The sequence below is a fragment of the Paenibacillus allorhizosphaerae genome (assembly GCF_042659105.1).
Taxonomy (GTDB): domain Bacteria; phylum Bacillota; class Bacilli; order Paenibacillales; family NBRC-103111; genus Paenibacillus_G; species Paenibacillus_G allorhizosphaerae.
On the sequence record NZ_JBHSRV010000001.1, the window covers coordinates 1,918,686 to 1,944,097 of the forward strand.

The following is a 25,412-nucleotide window of genomic DNA, read 5'->3' on the forward strand; positions in this document are numbered from 1 at the left end:
ACCTAACCAATCTCGATTATCGTTAAAATATTGCCGTCAAGATCAAAAAAGTCAAACCGCCTCGGGTCACCCTCGCGATAACCGGTCATCTTGACCCCGCGCTCCTTCAGCTTTGCCCGCACCGAATCCAGATCCTTGACCGCAAAGTTAAAAGGGCAGTAGTTCTGATTCGCAATGTAATCCTTTACCTCGACAAGATGAAAACCGACATTCTTACCTACGAGTAACCCTGCAAATCTCTTATTCTGCCAACGTACCTCAAGCCCGAAAATGTCGGTATACCAATCTACCGCTTTCCCCAGTTCACGCACTGGCAAAAATACCGCGTCAATTCGTTCAACCAATTTCTCTTTCAGTTGCTCTGTCATAGGTTCCACCTCATCGAATAGTTATTTTAGGATTGCAAGACATCGGCGATACCGCGCAGACGCTCTATAGCCTGTTCTTCCTGCACTTTCGCGTATTGCAGCACCCATATGGCGGTACGCGCGTTTTTGGCAAGATTGGGCTCCCCGCCATACGGATCTGGAAATAGCACCCGCAGTTTGCGCAGCGCCTTCACGGCCTCTGCATAATACTCGGCCGCTTCCCCAGCCAACACGCGAATTTTGCGATCCCGGCCAGACGAATCGTTTCCCCAGCTGCCGTTCAGCCTGCATAGGAACGCTACTGCAAATTCCCTTGCGTCATACAGCTGGTGTATGTGATAGGCGTTCCCGTTAGGTTCCACGTTGCCCGATCGAAACGCTTCGATCCATGCGGCATAGCCCGCAGGCCCGGCACGAAACGGATCAGTCGGTTTGCCGTTACCCCTCTCTTCCAGATGATCGAAGGTCATCTGCAGCATGTCTCGGAGCACATCCGCCGGATGAACCGGAATTAGGCCGATCAGGGCAAGAACGAACATCTCGCCCGTACGCCCGCCGCCTAGCTGCTCGTACTTTATCGTGCCATTCTGGTACAAATCTTTGCCATACAGGCTGGAACGATCATCGTCATACCCGTACAGAACCCCGAATTCCGGCAGAAACAAGTCCCATACGATAGCCGGTACTCCGCGATCTATACTTCGCTGCACGAGATCGACCGCCTCGACGACGAACTCCGGCGAGGGATCTACGCAGCCCGGACCTCCTTTATATCGGCTAAGCAAACCGACATTTCTCAGTCCTTCGGTCAATACCGGTCCCCAATCATAAGCGGTAACGGCCGCCCCTCTTGCTCGCAGCGGATCCGCCTGAATGCGGAACGCATGCCCGGTGTACCCCATCATGTCGATCAGATCGGCCTGGAAGCCGGGGAGAAAGTTCGCCGCCCGATGTACGGCTTGAATTGCGGTATTGGAAGTAAGCTGAAAGCTTGTCCGGGGGATCAACTGCAGCTTGGTCAACCGATTCTCCCCCTTTGTCAAAAATAGATTGAGCCTGGATGCAGCACTTGACGCTTGGGCAAGCCTAAAGCGCGGCGCCGACGTTTATGCGCCTCCAAATGCGCTCGCAGCGTTTCCAGCTTGAGCTTGGCTCTTGCACGCGTCATACAGTTATACACGTTTACTTTCGTGATTCCCAGCTCGCGAGCAATTTCATCAACGGTCCGCTGACGAAGCACTATGGCTTCCAGCACCGTCCGTTCCCGATTGCTGAGGCAGGAGAACTTGTCGGTTATGCTGACGATCAGCTCCTTGTACATAATGGATGTTGAGACATCTTCTCGAGTTAAGCCGTCAAACTGCTCGAACATTACCGTTTCGGACGACGGACACTCGCGCCGATACGGTCCGCCGCGCCTCAGCCTCATATATGCGCGGTTTCGTACGATCATGCGAAGCCACGGGCCAAATCGGTTCTCATCGATCAAGCTTCCCATCTGTACAAAAGCGTCGACGAAAGCATCCTGCACGATATCATCGGCGAGGTAAGCGTCCCGCGTCATCGCATTCGCCCAGCCATACACCTGCGAACGATGGCGGCGCACAAGTTCCCCGAATGCCTCTCGATTGCCGCTGCGCGCGCTTCGGACAATATCCCGCTCGGTCATGCGATCCCAGTTTCTCGATGGAACCGAGCCTTTGCCGCCGTTCATCCCCTTTTTCCTCCCCTCTTCTATATCAAGTCCGCTTCCAACTTATAGATGCCGGCCGTAACAAAAAGCTAACAAAAGTATTTAAATATTTATTTCGTCAGGAGACAGCACCATCCAGGCAGCATCGTTGAATATTCGACAGAACCCATTCCAATCCTTCCAATTCATTCCACATCAATCATACGTTCGTTCAATCCATAGCTCCTGCTCAGCAATACGTATAATCTCCCCACAGTAGCAGAACAACCTGCGGCAATGAGTTTTATCACAAAAAAGACCGAAAAGATTCAAAGCATCCTTTTCGGTCATGTACTTTCTCATCTATGACAAGTGCCCTACTATATCGCGCAATACAACCAAACCGGCCGCTTCGGCATCACGCGCTTCACCAAGCAGTTTAACGGCTTCGGTCCTCAACCGCAGATCCGTCGTATCTGCGCCTTTCGGGAATGGAAATAATTCACGCATTCCGACCCACGCCCGGTAGCTGGACAAATAAACTTCTGCGGCGTTCAGCATCATTTGCTGCAGCGTACGATCTTGAATTCCCATACAATGCGTGATGGCCGATTGGGTAAAGAACGGAACCAGGTACTGTCGTGAAGATGTGATCCATAACAAATTGTAGCTCGTGAAGAACCGGTGTGCCGTTCCCGCTTCAAAAGCCTTGATCCACACATCAATGGCAGCGATCCCGTTCTTGCGCCCTTCTCCGTTCTGTCCCTCGTCCTCGATATGGCGAATGACAAGAGAGAGCGCCGTATGTAATGTTTTCCGATAACTAGCATCTTCTTTGTCGGTGTATCGCGTGACGTTCAAGTGCGGAATTTCGTCCCGCGCTTTGAGAGCCAGCACAAACATTTCCGGATCGATCGGCGTACCGTTTCTTGAACGTTGCCCGAAATCATCGTAAGAAAGTTCTCCGCCATTCCGTGCATTGATATCGTGAATATTCAAGATTCTTCGCTCGTCATCATACCCGTAAATGAGCCCGTGCTCGTAATTATCAAGGTTAAATCCAACAACGGCGATACCGCGCTCCACACTTTCGCGAACCATATCCAGCGCCTTATCGTGAGTATGTTCGTCCCACTCGCCGCCATACATATTAGCCGCAAGCACTTCCATGTCGAAGCCCAGGTTGTGCAGTGCGGTTTTGAGCAGACTCCCGTCCCCGAACACATCCATTGGCATAACGTTCGAATCGGTGTTGATGGCGAAGGCCTGTCCTGTATATACCAATGCCTGCGACAATGGGATAGACTTGTTCGAGTATCTCATCGCACCATACAAAGCTAGCGCAAATGAATTGTAACAATCATTCCAATTGAACCGTTCACGCTCCAATGTTTTTTTACTCAAAAAGTTGCTTGTCTCCCTCTTCGCCGCCGCTGCTCCTGCCGCTGCCAATCCAGGCTCCCCCTTGTACCCGCCTTCGGTAAAGAGCTCTGCAATTTCTTCCCTAGAGAGCGCTCTGTTATACATCCGAATATCATCCAGTGCTCCATGAAACCAAAAACGTGGTTCGTCGGAGTTCTTTTTTCCGAAATAGACCGGCTCTTCTGCGTTTGGTCTGAACGATCCGGCTTGCTTATCCTGCAATTCGTTATTCATGTACAGCTTGTAGTGAAACCCGTCATATACCATGGCGATATGATACCAAACATCGCGTTGAATAGGCTGTTTGCCAGCCACATCGGGTGCTTGCATCAAGAGATGCAGGGTAACGAACTCCCCTGTTGTGCTCAATTGAAATACGCGGCGCGAATGACCAGTCAGAAGGCCGTTATCGTCTTGAGAAATGATAGCATTGTTCCACCATTCCATCACTGCGTTCTGGTCGTACTTCACCCAGACGGAAATGGAGAACGCTTGGGCGTGAAGAGAAGGCGGCGGATCCAGAACGATATATTCTCCCTTCCCGAAAAAAGCATACGCCCGGCCGGCTTCCCCGAAACGATTGGCGGTTAAAACCGCACCCTCCACCCTGCCATGGTTACCATTGCCGCTGGTATCATCAGCGCTGCCGTCAAACAAGTATTCACCGACTAGACCTTGTCGCAAACTGTTCAGACCAATTCCTCCTCTTATTGAATAACGCTAGCAAGCATATAATATAGATGCCATTCAACACGCGTTACTTAACAAGTCCGATAAATAAATTTCAATCATACGTTTCAAAGCTATGAACGAACGCGATCACGCTACAGGCTTGTCCTTCATTGCTGAGACTATTCTCAAATCATTATTGAAATCATCTGAAACTTCTGGTAGATTATTAGGACAATCTGATGTGTGCGACTGGCGTAAACGTGGAGTCCCACGAGGAAGCACATATGATCATATGCCGTACGCCTGGGCAAAGTATTCGGTCTTGTTGACTGAATACTTTTATTATTTTATGGGAGAGGATGACAAGAATCAGGCGCGGTTTCGGAAATCTTTCGATTGTATCAACACACATCAACGGTTAGGAGGGTGCAGCCATGTTGCCGGATATTAAAAATTTAGCGGTTGTCATTGAAAAATTGGAACAATTTCACTTGGAATACTCATTAGGCGGGAGCGGATTACTTCATAGCCTTGGTTTAACCGGAATCGTTCGTGACTGGGACATTATGACCGAAGCACCTAAAGACCGCGTCTTGGAAGCTTTGCAAAATTTCGAAGTCAAAGAAATCATAAGTGGCGATTATCCATTTGCTTCCGAGTATAAGCTATTGATTCATGACGATGATCCCCAATTGGAAATAACGGGACGATTTTCAATCTATACCCGCAAAGGCCTTTGCAGAATACCGTCTCTTCCCGTTTCCCGATGGAACGGTATTCACGTCGGCAGTCCTGAAGCATGGTATGTCGCTTATGCCCTTATGAACAGGAAAGAAAAAGCGAAACTATTGCTTTCTTATTTAAAGAAAGTCGGTTCCCATCAAGCCATAATAAACATACTGATGAATGAACCGCTTCCTGATGAGATTTTGAAAGAAATCAAGTCTCTAAAATCTCAGGTAGCGGAATAACTCTCTCGCACCACACGCCATCTCTTATTCCGAATAGTTTGTAGGAAAAAAAAGGGATGGGGTGAGCGCATGGCTAAATATGCTAACATTGGATCGCCCCTGCGCCCACCGGAATACGCCCAGGAAAAGGAAGGGCAGGAACCACAACACGGGGCACCATGGTTGGGTCAGCCGATGCGGCGGGAGCGGGCTAGGGTTAGACCAGCGAGGATCATGCCGGTCAATCCCACCTCTATGGCCACGATGGCCACGGCTTGACCATTGCCGGTTCCGAAACAACCGGTGGAGTTGGCCAGATACAGCCCAGCGAGGACTATGCCGATCAGCCCCACCACCACGGTCACGATGGCCCCGGCTCGCCCATTCCCGGTGCCGAAACGACCGGAGGAGCGGGCCAGAGTTAGCCAAGCGAGGACCATTCCGATCAACCCCACCTCTATGGCCACGAAGGCCCCGGCTCGCCCGTTGCCGGTGCCGAAACAACCGGTGGAGTTGGCCAGATGCAGCCCAGCGAGGACTATGCCGATCAGCCCCACCACCGCAGCCGCGATGGCCCCGGCTCGCCCGTTGCCGGTGCCGAAACGACCGGAGGAGCGGGCCAGCGACAGCCCTCCGATGACCACGCTGACCAGCCCCAACACCGCGGCCACGATGGCCCCGAGTCGCCCGGGTGTGAATCCGAATCCGACATAACCGTTGGTCACTTCAGCAGAGGCAATAGTTGGCACAAGTAGAAGTGTACAAAGGATTACGAATGAAACTAGCTTCTTTTTCATTTGTTAATTACTCCTCTTTGTTGTTTTTTGCAAACTGAATATATATCAGCTTATACATATAAGAAAAACAAAAACGAGCAATCACTTCTTGTTCTTCTAATTGATAGTTAGATACAAATGAGATAATGTTCCTTCCATCATTTGCTTGGAGGCTCGAAGAGTTCGATAGGATTACCTGCTGGGTCATCTAGTAAGATCTGCTTACCACCAAAACCTGTGACAATATCATTGCGGAAGCGTAGGCCTGCTTTACGCAGGGTCTCGACAAAGCCGCCCAGGTCATCGACCTCGATTTGAATCCGATTCCAGCCGCCGGGTTCCGGTTTTCGCCCATCCGGCATGGCTTGAGCGGCTCCACCTTGACCATTTTTGGCATTCACAAGAAGATTCAAGTCACCTCGCTGCAAAACGGCAAAACCGGGTGCAGGATGTGCTTTGACAATGAAGTCAAGATGCTGTGTGTAGAATGCGATTGTCGCATCTACATCGTCGACAATGTAACGTACCTTGATAGGGGCCATTCTTTCTCCTCCTAGATTCTCTTTTCTGGCGTAGACGTTCCAACTATCAGAACACTCGTCTGTAAGCAATAACTGTGCAGAACTCAGCTAAATCAAAAGTTCCTTGCTGTCTTTGATCATTGTCTTGGAATAAAAATAAAGAGAACAAGGAAACCGGACATTCCATATAGAACAATTACATTCTTGCTATTTTGCTTTAATGAGGGCATCGGTCTTCCGTGCGATGGACATCGTTCCCCAAAACAACATCAGAGCGATTACCGGGTGAATAGCCGATAAATATCCCATTTCCGACGATAAATTGGCGCTGACAACGATCAGGATGAGCATGCCAATCAAACCTGCACTATACAGACGAATGGAGACCGGCAGTCGGGCGATGAAAGAAGTGACGAGCATCAGGATCGGGGGAAATATTAAAAATCTGGAAAACCCCGCATGACTTGCCCATTGGTCTGAATTCCAAAACAATGCGAGGCCGGCGAGAAACACTTGGATCAAAATGAAAACGGCAAATATCCATGCCAGCAGTTTAAAGACGATACGTGCTCTGAGGACGAGAGGAGAATTGACCCCTAGACCCTCCGTAAGATCTCCAACTCCCGTACCACTACGGTTTATTCTTTGATTATTCATCTTTCGCCTCTCTTTCGTTTGGTAACGAATAGGTTGAATTTTCTATTTAAGTACACCCTGCTAGCGCGTTCCTCCCATGCTCAAACACAGTTTATCAAGCCAATGTTGAGAACTTGTGGAGAACATATCCTTTTTTCATGGTGATCCAATTTTCGCTTAAAAATAAAGCTATAATACGAGTAAAAACAGCAGAAAGAAGTGGGATTTAGATGGAAACAACTTTACTTTTGGTGGACGATGAAGTGAAAATGCTTGAGGCGATGGCTTCCTATTTACAAAATGAAGGGTTTCGGATTGTGAGCGCCACGACGGGCAAGGATGCGCTGACTATAGCCAAAACGGAGCGTCCGGCTTTGATTGTTTTAGACTGGATGCTTCCAGGAATGAGCGGAATTGAAGTTTGCCGCGAACTTCGGAACACGGGGTCTTATGGAATCATTATGTTGACGGCAAAAACGGAGGAAATGGATAAAATCATCGGTTTGGAAATCGGAGCCGACGATTACATGACAAAGCCTTATAGCTTGAGAGAGTTAGCGGCGAGAATACGTTCCGTATTACGCCGCATTCAGGGTAAATCCGAAGAAATTCAGACGATGCAAAGGGGAAACTTGGAGATTATCGAATCGAAATGCCAAGTCATGAAAGATGGCGCGGAAATTGTTCTTACTCCTACGGAATTCAAATTACTGGTTACTTTAGCCGCCAAGCCCGGTATTGTTTTCAGCCGGCTTCAACTAATGAAATCGGTCATGGAAGATGATTTCGTCAACTACGAGCGTACGATCGATTCCCACATCAGTAACTTGCGGAAAAAGATCGAGAACGATCCGGCGATCCCGAAATACATTCAAACCGTGTTCGGATTCGGTTATCGATTCGGTGACAAATTATGAACGTGCGGTGGTGCATCGGTGATAAATTGATTGGCGCGATGGCGATTCTGGTTCTTTTTGTTACGGTGGGCTACTATGGGGCAACCCAAGGATACTTAAAGAACCGTTTTGAAGATTACTTCAAAGCAAAAACGACAGAGTGGTTTGAAATCTACTATAAGGAGCATAACAATTCATGGGAAGGCATAAAGGAAATGAAAATTTCAGACGAATTGGTACAGCGAAATCTGGATCAACGCGAGATTGCTCTATTATCGCCTGATGGCAACATCTTGTTTTTTAGAGGGCCGGACGATCCTGGGTCGTTGATACAGCAGGGGAAACGGAATGCCGTCACGATAAACGGAACGACAGTTGGCACGATCTATATCGATAGGTGGGAATCGACCGAAGATTATCTATTAAAGAAGTATATCCTAGACTCCATGCGCACCTCAAGTTTCAGAGTACCGATCTTGACCGGGATCGTTGCACTGCTTCTTGGCGTATGGTTAACCAGGAAATTAACGCAGCCCCTGAACCGTCTCATCCCCGCCATACAAAAAATTGCAGCCGGAGAGCTTCATATTCGCGTTCCCGTGACAACAAGAGATGAATTCGGGAAAGTAACCGAAGCGCTCAATCATATGGCGCAGCAGCTATTTCGCACAGAAGAGGCGCGAAAACATTTGACAGCCGATGTGGCGCACGAGTTAAGGACGCCGCTTTCCATAATTCAATGTCATATGGAAATGATACAAGAGGGAGGACGGGACATTCCTCCGGAAACCTTATTGCCTATGCAGGATGAAGTAATACGTTTGTCCAAGCTTGTCGACGATCTCCACCAGTTAACGCTGGCCGAAGCAGGCAAGTTGCAGCTGGACCGCTCCCCGACCGATCTTGTTCCCCTTTTGGATCGGATCATCGATATGTTAAAGCCGGAAGCAGAAGAACGACATATCGACATTGTTCGCTCGTATCCGGCACAAACATTGAATGCGTTCGTCGATCCTAACAGGATTACGCAAGTATTCTATAATTTGTTGACCAATGCCATGCGGTATACCTCGTCCGGTGGAAGGATTTCGATCCGAATTACGGAAAGTTCCCATGATGAGTCGCATTTTACGTCCGTCTCGATTGCGGACACCGGAGTCGGTATCGCGGCGGAGCAACTCCCCTTCCTGTTCGACCGTTTTTATCGCGTTGAAGAATCACGTTCCCGTCATACGGGTGGCATGGGTCTGGGACTAGCAATTGCAAAAGAATTTGTCGAGGCTCATCGAGGCTTCATTTCGGTACAAAGTGAGGTTGGTCGTGGGACCCGGTTTACTGTGGACCTGCCTTGTGCATAGCAAATTGTGAATCTAATCGACGAGGCGATTTGTCGGGTACAAATCGCCCCCTAACAACTTTATTTATCCTCAGCGGCAAAATACCGGTTTCCTTCGATATCGTTAAAATACAACTTCCGTCATAATGCGTCGTATCCCGTCTTCGGACAAAAACCAGTTATCTTTGCTTATGCCAGTCTTATCGATAACGGGCGAGACGAAAAACTCGGTTTCTTTTGGAAACACCGTTTGATACGTTAATAATGCCCGGCGGGAATGTCCGGCTTTACAGGCCATGATCACTTTGCCAGGGTGTATTCCGGCTTTTTGCAAAACATCCAACGAAAAACGGGCATTTTCAAACGTATTTCGCGCTTGATCTTCCTTCAAAATCGCTTCTTCCGGCACCCCGTTCGCAATGCCGACATTCCGTAAAAATTCCCATTCCGTCGTTTCTAAAACCGGGTTCACGCCGCCGGATGGAAGAATGAATGGCGCCAATCCCTGTTTGTACAAGGAAGCCGCTTTTTCCATGAGCTGAGGATGGCTTGCACCAGGAACTACAATTACATCGGCCGGAGCAACTTCCGTTTCGACGAATATAAAATCGGTAATGCAATCGAAAGGATTGGACATCGTTACCTTCTCCTTTAGTTAAAATGTTCTCTTGCAGCTAAATCCGGACTTGCCCATCGTTCTGAGGGCTTGATCCATTCATTTTAAACAGGGCAAAATTCTACATCCGACGCTACAACAGTGTCCGCGAATGACTGAAAGCGATCGTTGTAGCTCGCAATAATTTGCGGCGCGCTTTGATTGCCTTGGCTCCAGGTACTATGACCGTCTTTGATCACCGTCACTCGGTAGCCCAATTCATTAGCCTGACGGCAAGTCGCATCGATACACAGATCGGTTTGAACACCGGCCGCAACCACTTTTGTAATCCCGAGATTCGTTAATTCCGCGTGGAGATCCGTTTCATGGAACGAGTCTGGCGTATGCTTTTGAATGATGATGTCTCTGCTGGTAGGAGCCATCAAGGGGTGTATATTCCAACCCTCGCTATTCGTTTCCAGCGGCCCACCTTCGCCTTCATTATGCTGGACATATATCACAGGTATATGAGACGCACGGGCTTTTTGGATCAGTCCGCTGATGCGTTCCAGCAGACCTTGACTATCGTATACCGGGTATGGTTCCATAAACATACCGTTCTGCATATCAATGACCAACAGGGCAGTATCAGCTTTCATTCGTCCTCACTCCGTCCTTATCATTCCATCCAAATGGATTTTGCCTTCGGCCGACCCTTCCGTGGCGTACACTTTATGCATAAACACGTTAAACGTTTGATCACATTGCTCAAGCCGCCGTTTGGACTCACCGAGGATCGGACAGCCGAAGAAATCTCTTTTTGCAATTTTTTTGTGCCATCTTTGTAACTTGGCAAGCTCCGCTTCGTTTTCTTCCACTTCGCGATAACTGAAATTCCCTTTTGCAGTTTCGGATTCGATTTCTTGCAAAAACAGTTGACAACCGCCCAAAAATTCTTCCAACTCCAACGTTCGCTGTTTGTTGAATAAATCCCTGAGCTCCTGCTCGGTCCCATTCGCAAACCGCTCGACCTCAAGCAGCAGCGCCTCTCCGGAATTCGTTTCAATCATTCTTTTTAACGCCTCGATTTTCTTTGCTACTTCCGGCGTTTTGGGCGCCACACAGACCGATTGCTGAATGTAGACGACGCCTAAGGCCTTCAGCGTCCGCCAAACGCGCACCCGCAGCGTTGAGGGCTCCGCGGGGACTTTATACGATAAAATGATCCATTTCACATCGGCATTCAACAAGCTCTCCTCCTGACTTCCAATCCAAAAAAAAGTTGAAACAACTGTTGCACTTATTATTTAGAGATGCTAATTTAAAAATACCATTACTGAATCGAAAGGTAAATCATATGGACGTAAACGTGAAGCCGGAGGAAAAGAAACCGGAATCGCTTCTGCATCGATTAAAAACGATGGCCAAGAAGCTAAAACAAAATCTGATGACGATTTACTTGGCTTACCGCGATCCGAGGGTGTCTTTGTTTGCGAAAATTTTTGCCGTTTGCGTGGTTGCCTATGCATTCAGCCCGGTCGATCTCATTCCCGATTTCATACCGGTTCTCGGGTATTTGGACGATGTAATCATTGTCCCTCTGGGGGTGTACATTACGCTGCGTTTGATTCCGCCTGAAGTGCTTGAGGAATACCGCGCCGCGGCGGAGGAACGCAGAAAATTAGGAAAACCGATAAATTGGTTTACGGGGGCATTGATTATCGGATTATGGCTCTGTTTGGCGGTAGCGGCGTCTATGTACTTGTATAAGCTGTTTTATTGAAGATTCATGTTTAAAGAGAGCTTGCGGGCTCTCTTTTTGTCATAGTGCATATGGGTCAGCACGGTGCAGCCTGCCGCTTTCACTGCATCGAAAATTCCGCGAAAGCGCTCGCCGCTGCTCTTATGTGCTTGCCTAAAGCCCGATTACTCTAAAATTAAGGTTCCGTCGAACTTTTTATAATCTTTACATACTCTTTCGTGATGTCTTGCAAACAGCTCGCTTGAAGCTTCGGGAAGACGATCCATCGGGTAAAATTCGGCATTTACACTTTCATCCGTTTCTTTTTCAACAGTACCCGTCCACTGATCCACCCGGAACAAATATTCAATAATATGGTGCTCGTTTCCCCAACGGTCCGTGAACGTCTGCGTGTTGGGAGAAGAATATATAGCAATTAATGTTGCCTCAATAACGTCAAGTCCTGTTTCTTCTTTGACTTCACGCTTCATCGCATCAAACACGGATTCATCCAGTTCCATAGCTCCTGCGGGCATGCCCCATTTGTTGTCACCTCTGCGCTTTATAAACAAAGCGCGGCCTTCGCCGTCAAGCAAGATTGCCCGTACGGAGTTTACGATGATCTTTTGTGTGCCAATTAGTTTGCGAAGTTTTCCTAAATAAGAATCGTGCCAACTGCCGCTCATCTGCCTCATCCTTTGGATTATTTTGGATGAGAATATAATAACGGTTAAACCCTATCATTAAAATGATATCATTTAGATGGAATCGTTCTCATATTGATATGAACCATGTTCCAATATTCATCGATGACTCAGGAGCTTACTTCGAAGTAGAGGAATTGATGAATCTTTCCTCACGCGCGTGAGATGCCGGGCGACTGCCCGTTTTCCCGGACGCCAGCAATATAACGGCCACGCCAGACAAAATGATGGCGATTGCGCCGATCATCCGCAGCGAAAGCGGCTCCCCAAGCACAGTACACCCCAGCAGAACGGCAACGACCGGACTGATGTATGAGACGGTGTTCGGCAGCGTCGCAGTAACGCTGTTCCGCTGCAGCCAGGAGTACAGCAGAAAGCCGGTTACGGTTACAAACAAAAGATAAATAGTAGCGATCAGCATCGTTCCCGACAAAGCGGAGAGAGAAAACTGGGCGAATTCTCCTCTGGTTAGACTGACCATCATAATCACCATACCGCCCGTCGTCATCTGGATTGCGGTGCTGAACGTGACGCCGGGCTGCACGGTGCGCCGCAATGCAATCGTGCCGACGGCGGTCAGAAGCGAAGCGGACAGAGTGCATCCGACTCCAAGCGGGTTTAGCGCCGCTTGCCCCGATGGAGCAATGAGAATGACGAGGCCGACAAATCCAAGCAGCAGGCCGACCGATGCCTTGGCCTTCGGACGGTTGCGGAACATGCCCCAATCCAGCAAAGCCGTCCACAGCGGCATCGTAGATACAAGCAGACTCGTAACACCCGAGGACAAAGTTTGCGCGCCCGCGATAACCATTCCCTGGCCGCCGGCGATGAGGAGCGCGCCGACGAGCGCCGCGTTCCCCCATTGTTTACCCGTCGGATAAGCTGCGGCAGGCATGCGCCACAAACACCAGAGCAGCAATAACGCCCCGCATATGATGAAGCGAAAGCCGGTCAAATACGGTGGAATTTCCGTTATAACGACCTTCAGCGCCAGGAAAACGGAGCCCCAAAGCAGCCATAACGATACGAGCGCTGCAGCAAAGCGCAGGCCGGAAGGGGAGCCTTCTTGGTGCGACGGCAATGCGTTTTTCGTCATCATTACATTCCTTTCTGCGGCCAACGTCCGTCAGACACCGCAACGCACTTGACCAATTCACCGCCTAACAAATCATCGTTTCGCCATCGACAGGCACTATAATATGGGCGCTAGCGCCTTTTTCCTCTATAAATTGTTTCAACTCGCGCCTGGACAAAAAGCAATGATTGACCGCCTCCATGTGGGACACGATGATCGTTGATTGCGGAGCTGCCGAGTACGTCCGAGCAATATCTTCCTTGCCCATCGTAATGGGATCCCCTTGCAAAAACTGTGCGCCGCCTCCATTGACGATGATCACTTCCGGACGATAAGTGCGGATCGCCTCCTCTACCTCGGTGCACCAAATCGTATCGCCTGCAATATATAACGTTTTTTCATCCGGATGGCGAAAGACAACGCCGGAAACGTTCCCCATTAACCGCCCGATTTCGCCTGTGCCATGCCTCCCCCGCGTGCGGGACAGACGGACATCCCCCATTTGGTTCATGCGATCCAAGGCTTGTACGTTACGAAATCCTTGTTTCCTGATTGTTTCGGCATCTTCATCTGACTGCGCTATCATGTTCGCATCCTTGGGAAGCGCCTTGACCGCCGCCGCATCGAAGTGGTCGGGGTGCAGGTGGGTGACGATGACGGCATCGGACTGGATAATGTCCTCCACCGAAACCGGCAAATCTACCGTCGGATTATTCACCGGATTCGCCGTATTCGTCACGGGCGGGTAGGCCCCTTTCGCTCCCAAGTACGGATCGATCAAATAAGTCATGCCGCCATATTCCAGCACGATCGTTGCATTCCGGATTTGTCTGATCTTCATAGTTTCAGTGCCTCCCTTTCCTATTTCGCCCTTTTAGGTTAACATTTACGTTAAGATCGTGTACATAACGATAATCAAGAATATGGGCAATAACACTTGAATGTTGAAAGAGGTTATAAGGTTATGCTGGATCATACGGATAAACGTATTCTCGAGGAACTGGTCAAGGATGGCCGGATTTCGATGAAAAACCTGGGCGAGAAAGTCCATTTGACCGGCCAAGCAGCAGCCAACCGGGTCGTGAAACTAGAGGAAGATCAAGTCATTGAAGGCTATACCGTTCGTCTAAATTATAAGAAGACCGGACTCGTCGTACACTCGTTTATTACTATTTTTACGAAGAGCTTCGATCACCAGCCGTTTTTGTCATTTTTAGAAACGCAGCAGCCTTTCATCGTTCATAAATTCAAAATTAGCGGAGACGGGTGCTACCTCTTGGAATGCAGATTCCCTTCCAACGAAGAGCTCGACAAGTTTCTGGAACAATTAACCCGCTATGTCAATTATAAAATATCCGTTGTCATTAGCGAGATCTAAGAAAGAGACAACGGCCGGCTAGGTCAACGCAGAATGAAGGCCTAGACAGCCGCTGTTTTTTATTGCCGTATTTTAGCTCATCGATTCCGCAATTCTTCTTTTATCTTTAACGAATTTATTAAATAAATACCGAACTAGCGGTCCCACAACGATCAGCTGTAGAGGGAAAGCAAAAATAAAATTTTTGAAAACTAAAGAAAAATAACTTTCAATTAATGATTCTCCGACCAGCCGGTTGGAAACGTAAGCAGCCCCCAATCCATAAAGAGACATAAAGAGCACCATTCCAGTCACCATAAAAAATGCAAGAGATAAAATCACGTATACCTTCTTCGATTTATCATAGGGTAAAGATAATGCAATTCTCTTAGCTACCGGACCAACAATAAATAATTCCAATAAGGCAGCGGTAATAAAGATCTGAATCAGTTGAAGCAGTATTCCTTTCAAGGATATCGTGGCAATCAAGCCGTTTGTAAGCAAATTGTAAAATGTCATGCATACGACCATCCCTAAGCACGTCATCAATCCAAAATAAAAATGTTCTTTCTTCGTTCTCGGCAATTTCCATCATCCTTTCTACCCTTGTTATTATAGAGATAATGAAAATTCCTCATAAGTGAAAAGTTTGTGAACATTTCGCCGCATGGCGGCCAGCCAAAAGTCGCTAAACGAAACAAGACCCTCCTTATGGAAGGGTCTTGTTTCGTCATTGAAGGTAGGGTCGTTCGATGCAGCTACTCGATAAAATGAACGGCGAGTAGAAAACGTTTCAGCATTGTAGCGGCTTGAGCGCGGGTCGCATACTGGGCCGGCGCAAAATTGCCATCGTCTGTTCCTGTAATGATACCCGCTTGCACGGTACGGGATACGAAAGCTTGCGACCATGTAGAGATGGCATCCTGATCCTGAAACACAGCAAGCGCTTGTTTATTTTCTTGGATGCTTCTTCCTTCAGGCGTCAAGCTCAGAGCTCTGGCCAGCATGACTGCCATTTGCTCGCGAGTGATCCGTTCGTTTGGCGCAAAGCTGTCCGCGGTCATACCGTCTACCAGGCCGGCTTTTACTGCCGCTTCCACTACGGCCGAGTACCAGGCGGATGCCGGCACATCCTCAAAGCTTTTATACGCTGGGTCATGTTCAGTCGACAGTCCGAGCGATCGGACGAGCAGAGCGGCGAACTCCGCACGCGTAATGCTTTCGTCCGGTGCAAACCGGTCGGCCGACACGCCGGTCACAATGAGCCTCGATGCAAGATGTTCCACATCTTCCTTGGCCCAGTGGGCGGACAGGTCGGCGAACGATCGGTCCTTGGTTTCAATGGCAGCATAAATGCTGTAATGTGTGGCCCGCATGACGGCTTCTTTCTTTCCGTCGCTCCTTGAGCCCAAGTGCGTCGGAATGTACGAAACCGTGCTCGCGAAAGGGTCATAGTGCACCGCAATGACGTTGCCGCTCGCCGACGGATTCGTATACACAATGCCGCGGGTCATATACTTGCTGCCGAAGTCGTGCAGCTCTACGGTTTGCCCGTTGGCCGCGGCTTTCACCTTGAAATCTACGGCATGTCCTACTACACGGAATCCGAGGTTCGAGCCCATTTGTTCCAGCTTCGTTTCTACGGCATCGCTTACCCGTTCCATCGACGTCACGATGTTTACATCACTTACCGCGACACCTAGACGCTTAGCCAAGCTGTCCAAATCCAATACGCTGGCTTGAAGCACCAAGCTCGAACCGTTCAATTCGATGCCGATTGCGGCATTCGGGTATGCATCTGCCATCGTCTCCAGAGAGCCTCCGGGAAGCTGTACCTGTACGGACGGTTCCGTGTCGCTTAATTTGATCAGTATGATCGGCTGCGAGGCGTCCTTCAGCAGCTCCTGTGCCTGATTGAGAACATCCGCCGTTACAATCAGCTTTTGTGTAAGTGTCCCACCCGCTTCCTCCGTCACGAATGAGGACGAATCGACGATAATGACGACATGACCGGATGAGTCCAAAGCGATTTGATATTTCGGCGGATCGGCTACCGTAACCGGTTCCGTAATCGGAGTCGAACTGGAGTCCGATTCGGGTTCTTCGTTTGAAGGCAGCGGAGTCGAATCGGATACGGTGATTGTCATCGTTTGGTCCGTGCCGCCGCTGAACTTGAAGGTGAGGCGGGTTAAGCCTACCGGTTGTGTGTTCAAATATGCTTTCAAGATCGTTACCGTGTTACCCGACAACGTATAATCGGTACCTGGCGTCAGTGGTTCGGCGTCGTTGGTTATACCGCTTAGTGTGTTGTCGTTGAGCGTCAGCGTTGTCGTCACTTCGGCGTTCTCCGCTGAGCCGGCGTACTTGTCAAAACTGGCGGCAGCAGGGGCGATTGCACTGTTGTTCGGCGTCGAATCGGATACCGAAATCGTCATCGTCTGATCCGCTCCCCCGCTGAACTTGAAGGTGAGGCGGGTTAAGCCTACCGGCTGTGCGTTCAAATAAGCGTTCAAGATCGTTACCGTGTTACCCGATACGGTATAATCGGTACCCGGCATAAGGAGCGCTGCTCCATTGGCTATACCGCTTAGTGTGTTGCCGTTGAGCGTCAGAGTTGTCGTCACTTCGGCGTTCTCCGCTGAGCCGGCGTACTTGTCAAAGCTGGCGGCCGCAGGGGCGATCGCGCTGTTGTTCGGCGTCGAATCGGATACCGAAATCGTCATCGTCTGGTCCGCTCCGCCGCTGAACTTGAAGGTGAGGCGGGTTAAGCCTACCGGTTGTGCGTTCAAATAAGCTTTCAAGATCGTTATCGTGTTACCCGATACGGTATAATCGGTACCCGGCGTAAGCAGCGCTGCTCCATTGGCTATGCCGCTTAGTGTGTTGCCGTTGAGCGTCAGTGTTGTCGTCACTTCGGCGTTCTCCGCTGAGCCGGCGTTCTTGTCAAAACTGGCGGCCGCAGGGGCAATCGCGCTGTTGTTCGGCAGCGGCACGATATTCGTAACATTGATTTTTTGCACCGTTTCACTGCCCGCTAAATCTTTGGCATATACCGTATATGTACCATTCCCCGCAACGGCAAAGTTTCGGACGGTAAAAATATCCGTTCCGGCATCTGCAAATGCAGCGGCTGTATTGTCTCCCGGAAGCCATTTCAGACGGAACAACGTATTCGAGGTACCGTATGTTTGTGCCGTCACCGTCAGTGTGACAGGCTCGGTCGTCGGCGCCGTCGTCGATGGAGTGATCTTGACCGATGGCGCCAGCGGCATAGTGACCGTGACACTAACCGGGTTCGTCGTCCCAGCCAAATACAGGTTGTCTCCTTCATAGAGCGCAGTCAAGGTATGGGAGCCAGTCGGCAGGGAAGGAAGGTTCAGATGGGCATCGCCACCGGTATCCAGCGGCACGCTGCCTAACTGCTGGTCGCCTTCTTTAAACGTCACCGTACCCGAAGGCGTGACGAAATCCCCCGCAACCGACGCCGTGAGCGTAACCGGTTCAAGGTAAGTAGCGTTTGTCACCGATGCGGTTAACGAGAGCTGCGGCTTGAAAAATATTTTTTTCGGTGTTGTTTGCAGGCCGTTCCCTGACGTATTGTCACCGAGTAAGCCCTGTCTGCCCCACGACCATAAACGTCCGTCGGCATCGAGTCCATAAGATACCGCATAGCCGCTCCAGACGGAGGCAAATTGGAAAGGTGCTCCGTTATCCGAAACCGGCACTTTATGCGGAGCAGTATTGACGGTTGAGCCATCTCCCAGCTGACCTGATGAGTTTAGACCCCATGTCCACATGCTCCCAGCCTCATCGATTGCCAGCACATGCTTGAGTCCTCCGGAGACACGGACGAATTTCACCGGATTTCCATTGTCCGTGATGGAGATTTTGTTTGGGGCCCATAATGTTCCCGACACACCTCCATCGCCAAGCTGACCTTGATCGTTACCTCCCCAAGACCATACATCCCCATTCGTATCGATGGCCAATCCCAAAAACGGTCCCGTTCCGAGAGTGGATCCTGCAGAAATCGATTGGAACTTGGCTTCTACGCCGCCATCCATCACAGTAAACGGCGAGGGATTATATGCGGGTTGAAAAATGGTCCAGAGATGCTGCTGAGAATCGATTGCGATCACAAATTCATCATTCCCCTCCAGAGCATCAAAGACAACCGGATCCCCGTTACCGTAAGCCACCGTTTGTTTGGTTGGAACATAAGGATCGGCTGTAAGCGTTCTGAACCCCCATATCCATAGCTTGCCGTTACTATCCAAGGCAAAAGAAGATGAACGTGAAGCGGCAATTTTTTTAAATACAACAGGGGTGCCTCCGTCCATTACATTCGCCTTTGTCCAGTTGCGCGCGCTGAGCGTACCGCTCCCAAGCCCCAACTGACCTGCCCCGTTATCGCCTGCTCCCCACAAATGGCCGCTGCTGTCCAGAGCGATAGCGAAGTCATAGCCGCCCTTTATTTCCTTGAATGATACCGGCGCCCCATTGTCCAGCACCTTGATTTGCATAGGGGTATGGGAACTGGGCGTGATCCCGTTTCCGAACTGACCGGAAAGGTTCGAACCCCATGCCCAAATACGACCGTTCGCATCCAGCGCGAAAGTCGTGTCCCTCTGCGATGACATTGATGTGAACATCAAGCCCGCCGCATCCGCCTGTACCGGTTGGATCAGAGGGCAAATCATTATAACCATGCACAGAATAGCGGCAATCCAACTTCTCACAAACCTGTTCTTCATCATTATTCTCCTTTTCTATCTCCGTGAACAACCGAACTTAGTAGGCGAATACCTCCTCATTTTAGTTATTCTACCATAATAAGTTTCGGAATAAGGTTGAACGTTTTTTATACTTTTCATAGATTTGCTGTTATTTGATTTCATAGCGTTCATCGCTAAAATGATGGGGCGGTTGGTTTTGTAGCGTCAATGATGAGAGAAACAAATCCCAATTGTCCGCCCTTGTTTCTGTGGTCGAAACGTTTGGAACGATAGATGAAGCCTTGTGTTTCATCCCATTCCCGGCATCGAAACATCCCATTTTCATCGCAATACTCCAATAAATTCACTTCAAACCCGGCAGCTATAAACATTGTTGATATCGTTTTATAGTTATGTACCATTTTATGACCAGCCGCAGGATGGTCTGTGGGTCCCGGTCCGCCTATTTGAACCATGTGTTGGTACTCATCATTTGGAAAATAACCGTCGGGAACAGCGCATCGAACATAACCGCCAGGCTTCAAAAATTCATAGCAAATTTGTGCCGCTTCCATGCCTTCGTTCAATGTTAAATGCTCCCATACATGCTCTGCCAAAATGGCTGCGATTGAATTAGGATCGAATTTCTCCTTCCAGTCGGTTCGTTTCAATAGATTTAATTGTTCTTCCTCCGTCAGAAGCCAATCCGTAAAAAGAGGGTTCGTTTTTGCGAATGACCCTGCTCCTATGACAACTTTTAATTCTTTCGGAATAACCACTACGAATAACCTCCCGCCAGCTTTTACAATGAATGTACCATGCTAAATAGAATATAAAATGGAAATTTCTCTGGTTTATATGGAATTTTGTAATACCATCACCGTTCCTTGAGCAAATAAAATGGGATCGTCTGCGCAGCAGGCAGAGATCCCATGAAATACGTATTATCGCTGTTCGTTAGACGAAGACCCGGTACGCCATATACCAAGCACAAGTCGTTTATTGGCCTTCGAACGGCATCCATCCGGGAATGCTGAGGAGAAGCTGCCACATCGGCTCGGGAATGAACAGACGCTCGCGGTCGGAGGCCGATAAAGTCGTGCGGATTTCCGCGCTGCGCCCGTCGCGGACTTTGTTAGCCCAATCGGGCTCCATGAGCATTTCGCGGCCTAGTGCGAGGAGCGGAATGCCGGATTCTATTGCGTCGAGCGCATCTTCTGCCGTGTGAACGGCTCCGACGCCGACGAGCGGCACCCGATGGCCAACGCGCTCCTGCAAGATGGCTAAGCGCGATTTGCTCCCCCATGAACCGCGGCGCGGCGGATTGCGGAAGTCCGTCAAAGAAATATGCAGGTAATCGAGTCCGCGAGACGCAAGTACGTCTACGAACTCCAGCGTATCCTCCATCGTAATTCCGGGTATCTCTTGTTGTTCCGGGGAATCCGCCGCGTTTCCAGGCATGTCCCGCTCTTCGGGCGACAGCCGGTAACCGACTGCGAACGGCTGGTCAGCGTGTTCGCGGACGGCTCGCAGCACTTCATCGACGACCGCAAGACTGAACGTCATTCGCCGCTCCAAATCGCCTCCGAACCGATCCCGGCGCCGGTTCGAAAGAGGCGAGAAAAATTGATGGGTCAGGTTGCCGTTGGCCCCGTGAATCTCCACGCCATCGAAGCCCGCCGCGATGGCCCGGCGAGCGGCTTCACCGAATGCGCGAACAATCGCTGCAATCTCACCCTCCTCCAGCGCGCGCGGCACGGCAGCGCCTTCGCGTGCTTCCGGTACGGCGCTGGGGGCGACGAGATCTCCCGTTCTCGTGCCCTGGCGTCCCGTATGGAACAGCTGCAGGATCGCCTTGGCCCCCCGCTCCCGGATCGTGGCGGCGAGCCTGCGCAGCCCGGGAATTTTGTTATCGTCGTCGGCCCCGGGGGCGCCAGGCATTCCGCCGTTCGGAAGCACCCAAGTGGCGGCAGTGATGATCATTCCAGGCCCTTCTGACCGTCGGGCGTAATAAGCGATCTCGGTGTCCGATACCGTGCCGTCGGCTTGGGAAGACAGATGCGTCATCGGGGCCATGACAATTCGATTGGCGAGCGTCAGGCCGCTGGGCAGTTCATAAGGTTGAAACAACGATTGCGCGGTAGATTTCATTGACGTTTCTCTCCTTTCTCTGCTCCGATTGTCTTCATCGGAGGAGGTAGTTGTTATTATAGAATGGATTGACCGAAGAGGTAAGAACACAAAATCGTTGGACTTAGTCCATTCAAATGGACCTACACGGAGGTTATCTGCAAACATAACCGCATGTCATTTTTATGATTATCGATAGCAGTTAGCGAATACTACCGGGTCTGCGTCACTCTATTCGGATAAGCGTAAGCATACGATGAAACGAAGATATATCTCACTTTAAGCGTTTTTTCGTCGAAAATAAATGAAATGACAAATGCTTGGTCCGGATCCTCTACATCAAAACGGGAAAACCGCGGTTGAATACGGCCGTCCTTTTTTTCATAAAAATACGTTGCAAACTGATCACCGTCATAGCCGTAACCTGCCGTCCCATAAGCTTGAAGGACATCAAAAAGCGAGCTCTCGTTGACTTTGATTCCTTTATAGGTACGGAATGAAATATCTTTATCGCTCGTTTCATTCACCGAAATTTTCCAAGCCTCCATTTGCCCGTTCGCGTCATAATGAATCGCCAAATCTCCGTATCGTTGGAAACTGCCCACCGAAATGGTTTCAGGTGTCCCGTACTGCTTATCGAAGGAGTCCTTACTGGTTGCTCTAGCAAACGAAATTCCAGTTTTGTCGTCGACCAGGCTAAAATCTTCTTCTCCTCCCGGCATTACCATAAAATCCGGCAGCTCCTGAGTGGATGAAACGCTCATTTTGTTCAGTATACCGGGATCTGAGGGCTCTTTGGGACGTTTCTCTATTTTCAGCATTCCCTTCAGCTTTAAGGTTCGAATCCATTGCACGGTTTCCGCTCTAGTTAACAAGTCGTTTCCTGCGAAGCCTTCAACATCAGCTGCCGTTTTACCATGGGCAAGGTGGTTTATAAGCAAATACCGGACGGCATCCGCGCCTTCATAATTCACGCCGCGCGCAGACGATATAATTTCCGCGGCTTTGACTCGAGCAACCGGCTCATGTCTTGCCTGCTTCCGGTCGGCACCTGCTGCCGGATGATTCCACATCGAAGCAAGCCTGTACGGTCCGTCCGTCCAGTCAACGCCTTCGATTTCCGGTAGAGCCGCTCCAAACGATCTGTACAACATTTTTAAAAACTCCGCCTCCGTCACCTCTTGATCCGGCCGAAACGTCCCGTCCGGGTAACCGTCGATGATATGCCTGCCGACGGCCCATTGAAAAACCTTTTCAGACCAATGGTCCTTCAGATCGGCCGGGTCCCGTCCCATCCACGTCCATCCGGAAACAGAGACGGCGGAAGCCGCATAGGAAATTCCGCTTAAATGACATGAGCCGAATAATGCCATGATCATGATCGCTTTGACGATTCTCTTTTTCAATATAGTTCACACTCTCCATTCATTTGGGCTCCCTGATACCCTTCGAACGTAATTTCCGTTTTTTGCCTAATCGCTGAAGCAACCGGTGAACGTCGTGTTCTTTGCAAACGAAAGCCCCGTTTCCGAAAAGGAAAACAGGGCTATAATCAGTAGAAATCCTGCATGTTTGGACGACTGCCGAACATAGCCATTACCGAGGCTGCTTCGGGGCCGCTAGTTCATCTGCGGCAGCCTCGTGGTGTTACTGCAGACCTCAATAATTATCATTTAAATGTGTTTTCAGCGACTCCCGGCAATATATCGTATATGGATTTTCCTATCTTAGCCTCAAAATATTTTTTTATTTCAAATGTAGCCTTCCATTTCGGTACAATATAATCATTAAGACCATGCCGCAGTGCAACGTCAATCATTCTTTTTTCCATGACTCCATTCTCATAAAATACGCTACTAACACCTGATATTAAGTAAATACCTTCGACGTACATTTGGAATTTCCTTTCAAAAAATGATTCGAAGTCTCCAGTCTCTTATCTCTACAAAAAATATACTGTGATTGACATGATTGCAGTTATAACATATACTGTGCTTATAAATGCACAGTTAACAAACCGCACGTGAACCGACGGTTCGTTGATAAAAGAGTGCATAATTATATTCGGAAGGATGGAGTGCCATATGTCTATTCAAGTGGGGCAAGCGGCTTTATTTGCAGATGTTGTAAGGGATCGTCATTCGGTAAGAAAATATGATGCGAGTTGGACTATTTCCAAGGAAGAGATGACGGAACTTTTGCAGGAAGCTACCCTCGCTCCTTCAGGAGCTAACGTGCAGCCTTGGCGGTTCCTAGTTATCGATGATCCAGAGCTTAAAAAAAAGCTGCTTCCGATCGCGTACAATCAGGAGCAAGTGATCCAGGCTTCGGCGGTTGTTGCCATCCTGGGCGATTTGCGGGGTATCGATAAAGCGGAGCAAATTTACAGCGCGGCGGTAGAAGCCGGGTATATGAGCGAACAGATCAAAGCACAAATGCTGCAAAATTTGCGCGGATTTTACGCGGATCCTGCGTCTGAAGTAGTTAAACGCGCAGCGTTAATCGACGGCAGTCTCGTCTCGATGCAATTTATGCTCTCGGCCAAAGCCAGAGGCTACGATACGGTTCCGATGGGCGGATACGATGAAAAATCGCTTAGAAGCGCATTTCATATTTCCGATCGCTACTCCGTCGTCATGCTGATCGCAGTCGGAAAAGCGGCTCAAGAGGCACATAAGACGGTGCGTCTTCCAGTCGAGGAAGTCACCTTCTGGAATGCCATTCCAGAAGAAGTATAAGCGTTAGGCGAATAATTCATCGCTGGTCCAGCTTGTTGTTCAACTCCCCGAAAACTATTATAATGAGCATACGAAACAGGATGAATAGTACACACCATCACACCAGGATATCGTAGAGCGATTTATAATAAGGAGTGACCGACATGGGTATGACGAATCGGGGGATTCCTATAGGACCTCGCCGTTTCGTAATTGCTGTACATGCATTGGTGTGGCTGGCCCGAAGCGAAAAGCTACTGCCCAGCTCGGCGATCGCTTGCCAGGTCAATTCACATGCGACTTTTTTGCGGAGAGTTCTTCAGGTGCTAACTCAGGCAGGGATGGTAGAAGCAAGAGAGGGCAGAGACGGCGGTTACGCACTCGGCAAATCGGCCGGCGAAATTACGTTGGCTGACGTCTACGTCGCGCTCAAAGCCGAGTGCGCGGAGCTGGATGACAACGACAATTGCAGCGAGGCCGACAAGCAGTTAGATTCTATGCTCGTCACTATATTATTCGATGCGGAGCAGCAAACGATAGAATATCTTCGTCAATTTACGATTGCCGATATGTTGACGCGCATCCCTTTATGCGATAATAAATAGTTGAATTGTATGTCCCGATACATCCGTGCGCTGCACGGATTTTTTATTTTCGGGCATGTTTATTTGAAGTGTTACGAATTTACACGTTCGGCTTTACTCGCCTGTCTTGCATGTAATTTTTTCATTGCAAACCTTGCTATAGGCTGTGCAATTAACAATTCAATCCAAAATGCTACACCAAAGTTTCTAGGCCAAATATGAAGGAAATTTTCAAACGGTTCTACGCTTATTTGGTTCGTACCAACCCAAGTTCCTATAATGGACAGCCAAAGAGATAATACCGTTACATTTAATACCGTATTTAATAATATTCTGGCATTAAATCCATCTGTCTGTCCCACGAATTTTGGCATCAGCTTACCAACAATCGGTCCCGCAATCAGCCTTACTGATAAAATGACGATTAACCACATAAGAGGAATAACTTTTAAACTATCTAAGTACACTTCTTTACTGAAGCCACGTTCCAATCCCATAATAATAGGCGTGAACATTCTGTGAACGTTTTTATAAAATTCAATAAA

Annotated in this window: 27 protein-coding genes and 1 riboswitch; of the genes, 7 read left to right on the top strand and 20 right to left on the bottom strand. The window is 49.3% G+C overall.

Annotation, left to right across the window (positions count from 1 at the left end; all coding sequences use genetic code 11):
- Positions 1 to 2 precede the first annotated feature (2 nt).
- From ACFQI7_RS08435 to ACFQI7_RS08450, 4 genes are all read right to left on the bottom strand, one after another.
- Positions 3 to 368 carry a VOC family protein gene (locus tag ACFQI7_RS08435; protein WP_218098838.1) on the bottom strand — a complete coding sequence of 122 codons (366 nt, stop codon included), beginning with the start codon at positions 366 to 368 and terminating at the stop codon, positions 3 to 5.
- Positions 369 to 394: 26 nt separating this feature from the next.
- The gene (locus ACFQI7_RS08440) at positions 395 to 1,390 is read right to left on the bottom strand and encodes a hypothetical protein (RefSeq protein ID WP_218098839.1); all 996 of its coding nucleotides are present in this window, start codon (positions 1,388 to 1,390) and stop codon (positions 395 to 397) included.
- A gap of 17 nt (positions 1,391 to 1,407) precedes the next feature.
- Entirely contained in the window at positions 1,408 to 2,082 is a 675-nt protein-coding gene (locus ACFQI7_RS08445) for an RNA polymerase sigma factor (RefSeq protein WP_218098840.1), read from the bottom strand.
- Positions 2,083 to 2,403: 321 nt separating this feature from the next.
- Complete coding sequence (locus tag ACFQI7_RS08450) at positions 2,404 to 4,146, bottom strand: LamG domain-containing protein (protein ID WP_218098841.1); 1,743 nt, start codon at positions 4,144 to 4,146, stop codon at positions 2,404 to 2,406.
- A 223-nt stretch (positions 4,147 to 4,369) separates the two neighbouring features.
- Positions 4,370 to 4,450, top strand: a riboswitch (ZMP/ZTP riboswitch).
- Positions 4,451 to 4,568: 118 nt separating this feature from the next.
- Between ACFQI7_RS08450 and ACFQI7_RS08455 the strand changes: the two genes are divergently transcribed.
- Positions 4,569 to 5,105 carry a hypothetical protein gene (locus ACFQI7_RS08455; RefSeq protein WP_218098842.1) on the top strand — a complete coding sequence of 179 codons (537 nt, stop codon included), beginning with the start codon at positions 4,569 to 4,571 and terminating at the stop codon, positions 5,103 to 5,105.
- A 167-nt stretch (positions 5,106 to 5,272) separates the two neighbouring features.
- Here the strand turns inward: ACFQI7_RS08455 and ACFQI7_RS08460 are convergent, their stop codons facing one another.
- The 3 genes from ACFQI7_RS08460 to ACFQI7_RS08470 form a co-directional block, all read right to left on the bottom strand.
- On the bottom strand, positions 5,273 to 5,881 hold the full coding sequence (locus tag ACFQI7_RS08460; RefSeq protein WP_230414911.1) for a DUF6223 family protein: 609 nt from the start codon (positions 5,879 to 5,881) through the stop codon (positions 5,273 to 5,275).
- Between the two features lie 137 nt (positions 5,882 to 6,018).
- The gene (locus tag ACFQI7_RS08465; RefSeq protein WP_218098843.1) at positions 6,019 to 6,402 is read right to left on the bottom strand and encodes a VOC family protein; all 384 of its coding nucleotides are present in this window, start codon (positions 6,400 to 6,402) and stop codon (positions 6,019 to 6,021) included.
- A 186-nt stretch (positions 6,403 to 6,588) separates the two neighbouring features.
- On the bottom strand, positions 6,589 to 7,038 hold the full coding sequence (locus ACFQI7_RS08470) for a DUF6220 domain-containing protein (protein ID WP_218098844.1): 450 nt from the start codon (positions 7,036 to 7,038) through the stop codon (positions 6,589 to 6,591).
- 209 nt (positions 7,039 to 7,247) lie between these two features.
- Here ACFQI7_RS08470 and ACFQI7_RS08475 point away from each other — a divergent pair, with 209 nt between their 5' ends.
- On the top strand, positions 7,248 to 7,934 hold the full coding sequence (locus ACFQI7_RS08475) for a response regulator transcription factor (RefSeq protein WP_218098845.1): 687 nt from the start codon (positions 7,248 to 7,250) through the stop codon (positions 7,932 to 7,934).
- Positions 7,931 to 9,271, top strand: a complete 1,341-nt coding sequence (locus tag ACFQI7_RS08480; protein ID WP_218098846.1) for a sensor histidine kinase — start codon at positions 7,931 to 7,933, stop codon at positions 9,269 to 9,271. The genes ACFQI7_RS08475 and ACFQI7_RS08480 overlap by 4 nt, the downstream gene beginning before the upstream one ends.
- A gap of 102 nt (positions 9,272 to 9,373) precedes the next feature.
- Here the strand turns inward: ACFQI7_RS08480 and ACFQI7_RS08485 are convergent, their stop codons facing one another.
- The 3 genes from ACFQI7_RS08485 to ACFQI7_RS08495 all read right to left on the bottom strand — a co-directional run bounded on the left by ACFQI7_RS08485 (position 9,374) and on the right by ACFQI7_RS08495 (position 11,091).
- Positions 9,374 to 9,886: a YdcF family protein gene (locus tag ACFQI7_RS08485; protein WP_218098847.1), complete on the bottom strand. Its 513-nt coding sequence runs from the start codon at positions 9,884 to 9,886 to the stop codon at positions 9,374 to 9,376.
- A gap of 83 nt (positions 9,887 to 9,969) precedes the next feature.
- Positions 9,970 to 10,503 (bottom strand): cysteine hydrolase family protein, encoded by a 534-nt coding sequence (locus ACFQI7_RS08490; protein WP_218098848.1) that lies wholly within the window; start codon positions 10,501 to 10,503, stop codon positions 9,970 to 9,972.
- Positions 10,504 to 10,509: 6 nt separating this feature from the next.
- Positions 10,510 to 11,091, bottom strand: a complete 582-nt coding sequence (locus ACFQI7_RS08495) for a Chromate resistance protein ChrB (protein WP_218098849.1) — start codon at positions 11,089 to 11,091, stop codon at positions 10,510 to 10,512.
- 110 nt (positions 11,092 to 11,201) lie between these two features.
- Here ACFQI7_RS08495 and ACFQI7_RS08500 point away from each other — a divergent pair, with 110 nt between their 5' ends.
- Positions 11,202 to 11,627, top strand: coding sequence for a YkvA family protein (locus ACFQI7_RS08500; RefSeq protein WP_218098850.1), 426 nt, complete (start codon positions 11,202 to 11,204; stop codon positions 11,625 to 11,627).
- 143 nt (positions 11,628 to 11,770) lie between these two features.
- Here ACFQI7_RS08500 and ACFQI7_RS08505 read toward each other — a convergent pair whose 3' ends face one another.
- From ACFQI7_RS08505 to ACFQI7_RS08515, 3 genes are all read right to left on the bottom strand, one after another.
- A complete protein-coding gene (locus tag ACFQI7_RS08505) occupies positions 11,771 to 12,271 on the bottom strand; it encodes an NUDIX domain-containing protein (RefSeq protein ID WP_218098851.1) in 501 nt (166 codons plus the stop codon).
- A 136-nt stretch (positions 12,272 to 12,407) separates the two neighbouring features.
- Positions 12,408 to 13,388 (bottom strand): EamA family transporter, encoded by a 981-nt coding sequence (locus ACFQI7_RS08510; protein WP_218098852.1) that lies wholly within the window; start codon positions 13,386 to 13,388, stop codon positions 12,408 to 12,410.
- A gap of 61 nt (positions 13,389 to 13,449) precedes the next feature.
- On the bottom strand, positions 13,450 to 14,205 hold the full coding sequence (locus tag ACFQI7_RS08515) for an MBL fold metallo-hydrolase (RefSeq protein WP_218098853.1): 756 nt from the start codon (positions 14,203 to 14,205) through the stop codon (positions 13,450 to 13,452).
- A 123-nt stretch (positions 14,206 to 14,328) separates the two neighbouring features.
- On the opposite strand from ACFQI7_RS08515, the gene ACFQI7_RS08520 reads away from it, so the two are divergent.
- The gene (locus ACFQI7_RS08520; RefSeq protein WP_218098854.1) at positions 14,329 to 14,742 is read left to right on the top strand and encodes an Lrp/AsnC family transcriptional regulator; all 414 of its coding nucleotides are present in this window, start codon (positions 14,329 to 14,331) and stop codon (positions 14,740 to 14,742) included.
- A gap of 72 nt (positions 14,743 to 14,814) precedes the next feature.
- On the opposite strand, the gene ACFQI7_RS08525 is transcribed toward ACFQI7_RS08520, so the two are convergent.
- The 6 genes from ACFQI7_RS08525 to ACFQI7_RS08550 all read right to left on the bottom strand — a co-directional run bounded on the left by ACFQI7_RS08525 (position 14,815) and on the right by ACFQI7_RS08550 (position 23,397).
- The gene (locus tag ACFQI7_RS08525; protein WP_218098855.1) at positions 14,815 to 15,306 is read right to left on the bottom strand and encodes a hypothetical protein; all 492 of its coding nucleotides are present in this window, start codon (positions 15,304 to 15,306) and stop codon (positions 14,815 to 14,817) included.
- Positions 15,307 to 15,479: 173 nt separating this feature from the next.
- On the bottom strand, positions 15,480 to 19,460 hold the full coding sequence (locus ACFQI7_RS08530) for a X2-like carbohydrate binding domain-containing protein (RefSeq protein WP_377516739.1): 3,981 nt from the start codon (positions 19,458 to 19,460) through the stop codon (positions 15,480 to 15,482).
- A 170-nt stretch (positions 19,461 to 19,630) separates the two neighbouring features.
- Positions 19,631 to 20,215, bottom strand: coding sequence for a class I SAM-dependent methyltransferase (locus tag ACFQI7_RS08535; RefSeq protein WP_218098857.1), 585 nt, complete (start codon positions 20,213 to 20,215; stop codon positions 19,631 to 19,633).
- Positions 20,216 to 20,435: 220 nt separating this feature from the next.
- Positions 20,436 to 21,587: an NADH-dependent flavin oxidoreductase gene (locus ACFQI7_RS08540; protein ID WP_218098858.1), complete on the bottom strand. Its 1,152-nt coding sequence runs from the start codon at positions 21,585 to 21,587 to the stop codon at positions 20,436 to 20,438.
- A gap of 191 nt (positions 21,588 to 21,778) precedes the next feature.
- Positions 21,779 to 22,972 carry an S-layer homology domain-containing protein gene (locus ACFQI7_RS08545; RefSeq protein ID WP_218098859.1) on the bottom strand — a complete coding sequence of 398 codons (1,194 nt, stop codon included), beginning with the start codon at positions 22,970 to 22,972 and terminating at the stop codon, positions 21,779 to 21,781.
- A 263-nt stretch (positions 22,973 to 23,235) separates the two neighbouring features.
- Positions 23,236 to 23,397: a hypothetical protein gene (locus tag ACFQI7_RS08550; protein WP_218098860.1), complete on the bottom strand. Its 162-nt coding sequence runs from the start codon at positions 23,395 to 23,397 to the stop codon at positions 23,236 to 23,238.
- A gap of 253 nt (positions 23,398 to 23,650) precedes the next feature.
- On the opposite strand from ACFQI7_RS08550, the gene ACFQI7_RS08555 reads away from it, so the two are divergent.
- Together ACFQI7_RS08555 and ACFQI7_RS08560 are read left to right on the top strand one after the other, a co-directional pair.
- Complete coding sequence (locus tag ACFQI7_RS08555; protein ID WP_218098861.1) at positions 23,651 to 24,304, top strand: nitroreductase family protein; 654 nt, start codon at positions 23,651 to 23,653, stop codon at positions 24,302 to 24,304.
- 143 nt (positions 24,305 to 24,447) lie between these two features.
- Positions 24,448 to 24,888: an RrF2 family transcriptional regulator gene (locus ACFQI7_RS08560; RefSeq protein ID WP_218098862.1), complete on the top strand. Its 441-nt coding sequence runs from the start codon at positions 24,448 to 24,450 to the stop codon at positions 24,886 to 24,888.
- A gap of 71 nt (positions 24,889 to 24,959) precedes the next feature.
- On the opposite strand, the gene ACFQI7_RS08565 is transcribed toward ACFQI7_RS08560, so the two are convergent.
- A complete protein-coding gene (locus ACFQI7_RS08565) occupies positions 24,960 to 25,382 on the bottom strand; it encodes a hypothetical protein (protein ID WP_218098863.1) in 423 nt (140 codons plus the stop codon).
- Positions 25,383 to 25,412: the final 30 nt, after the last annotated feature.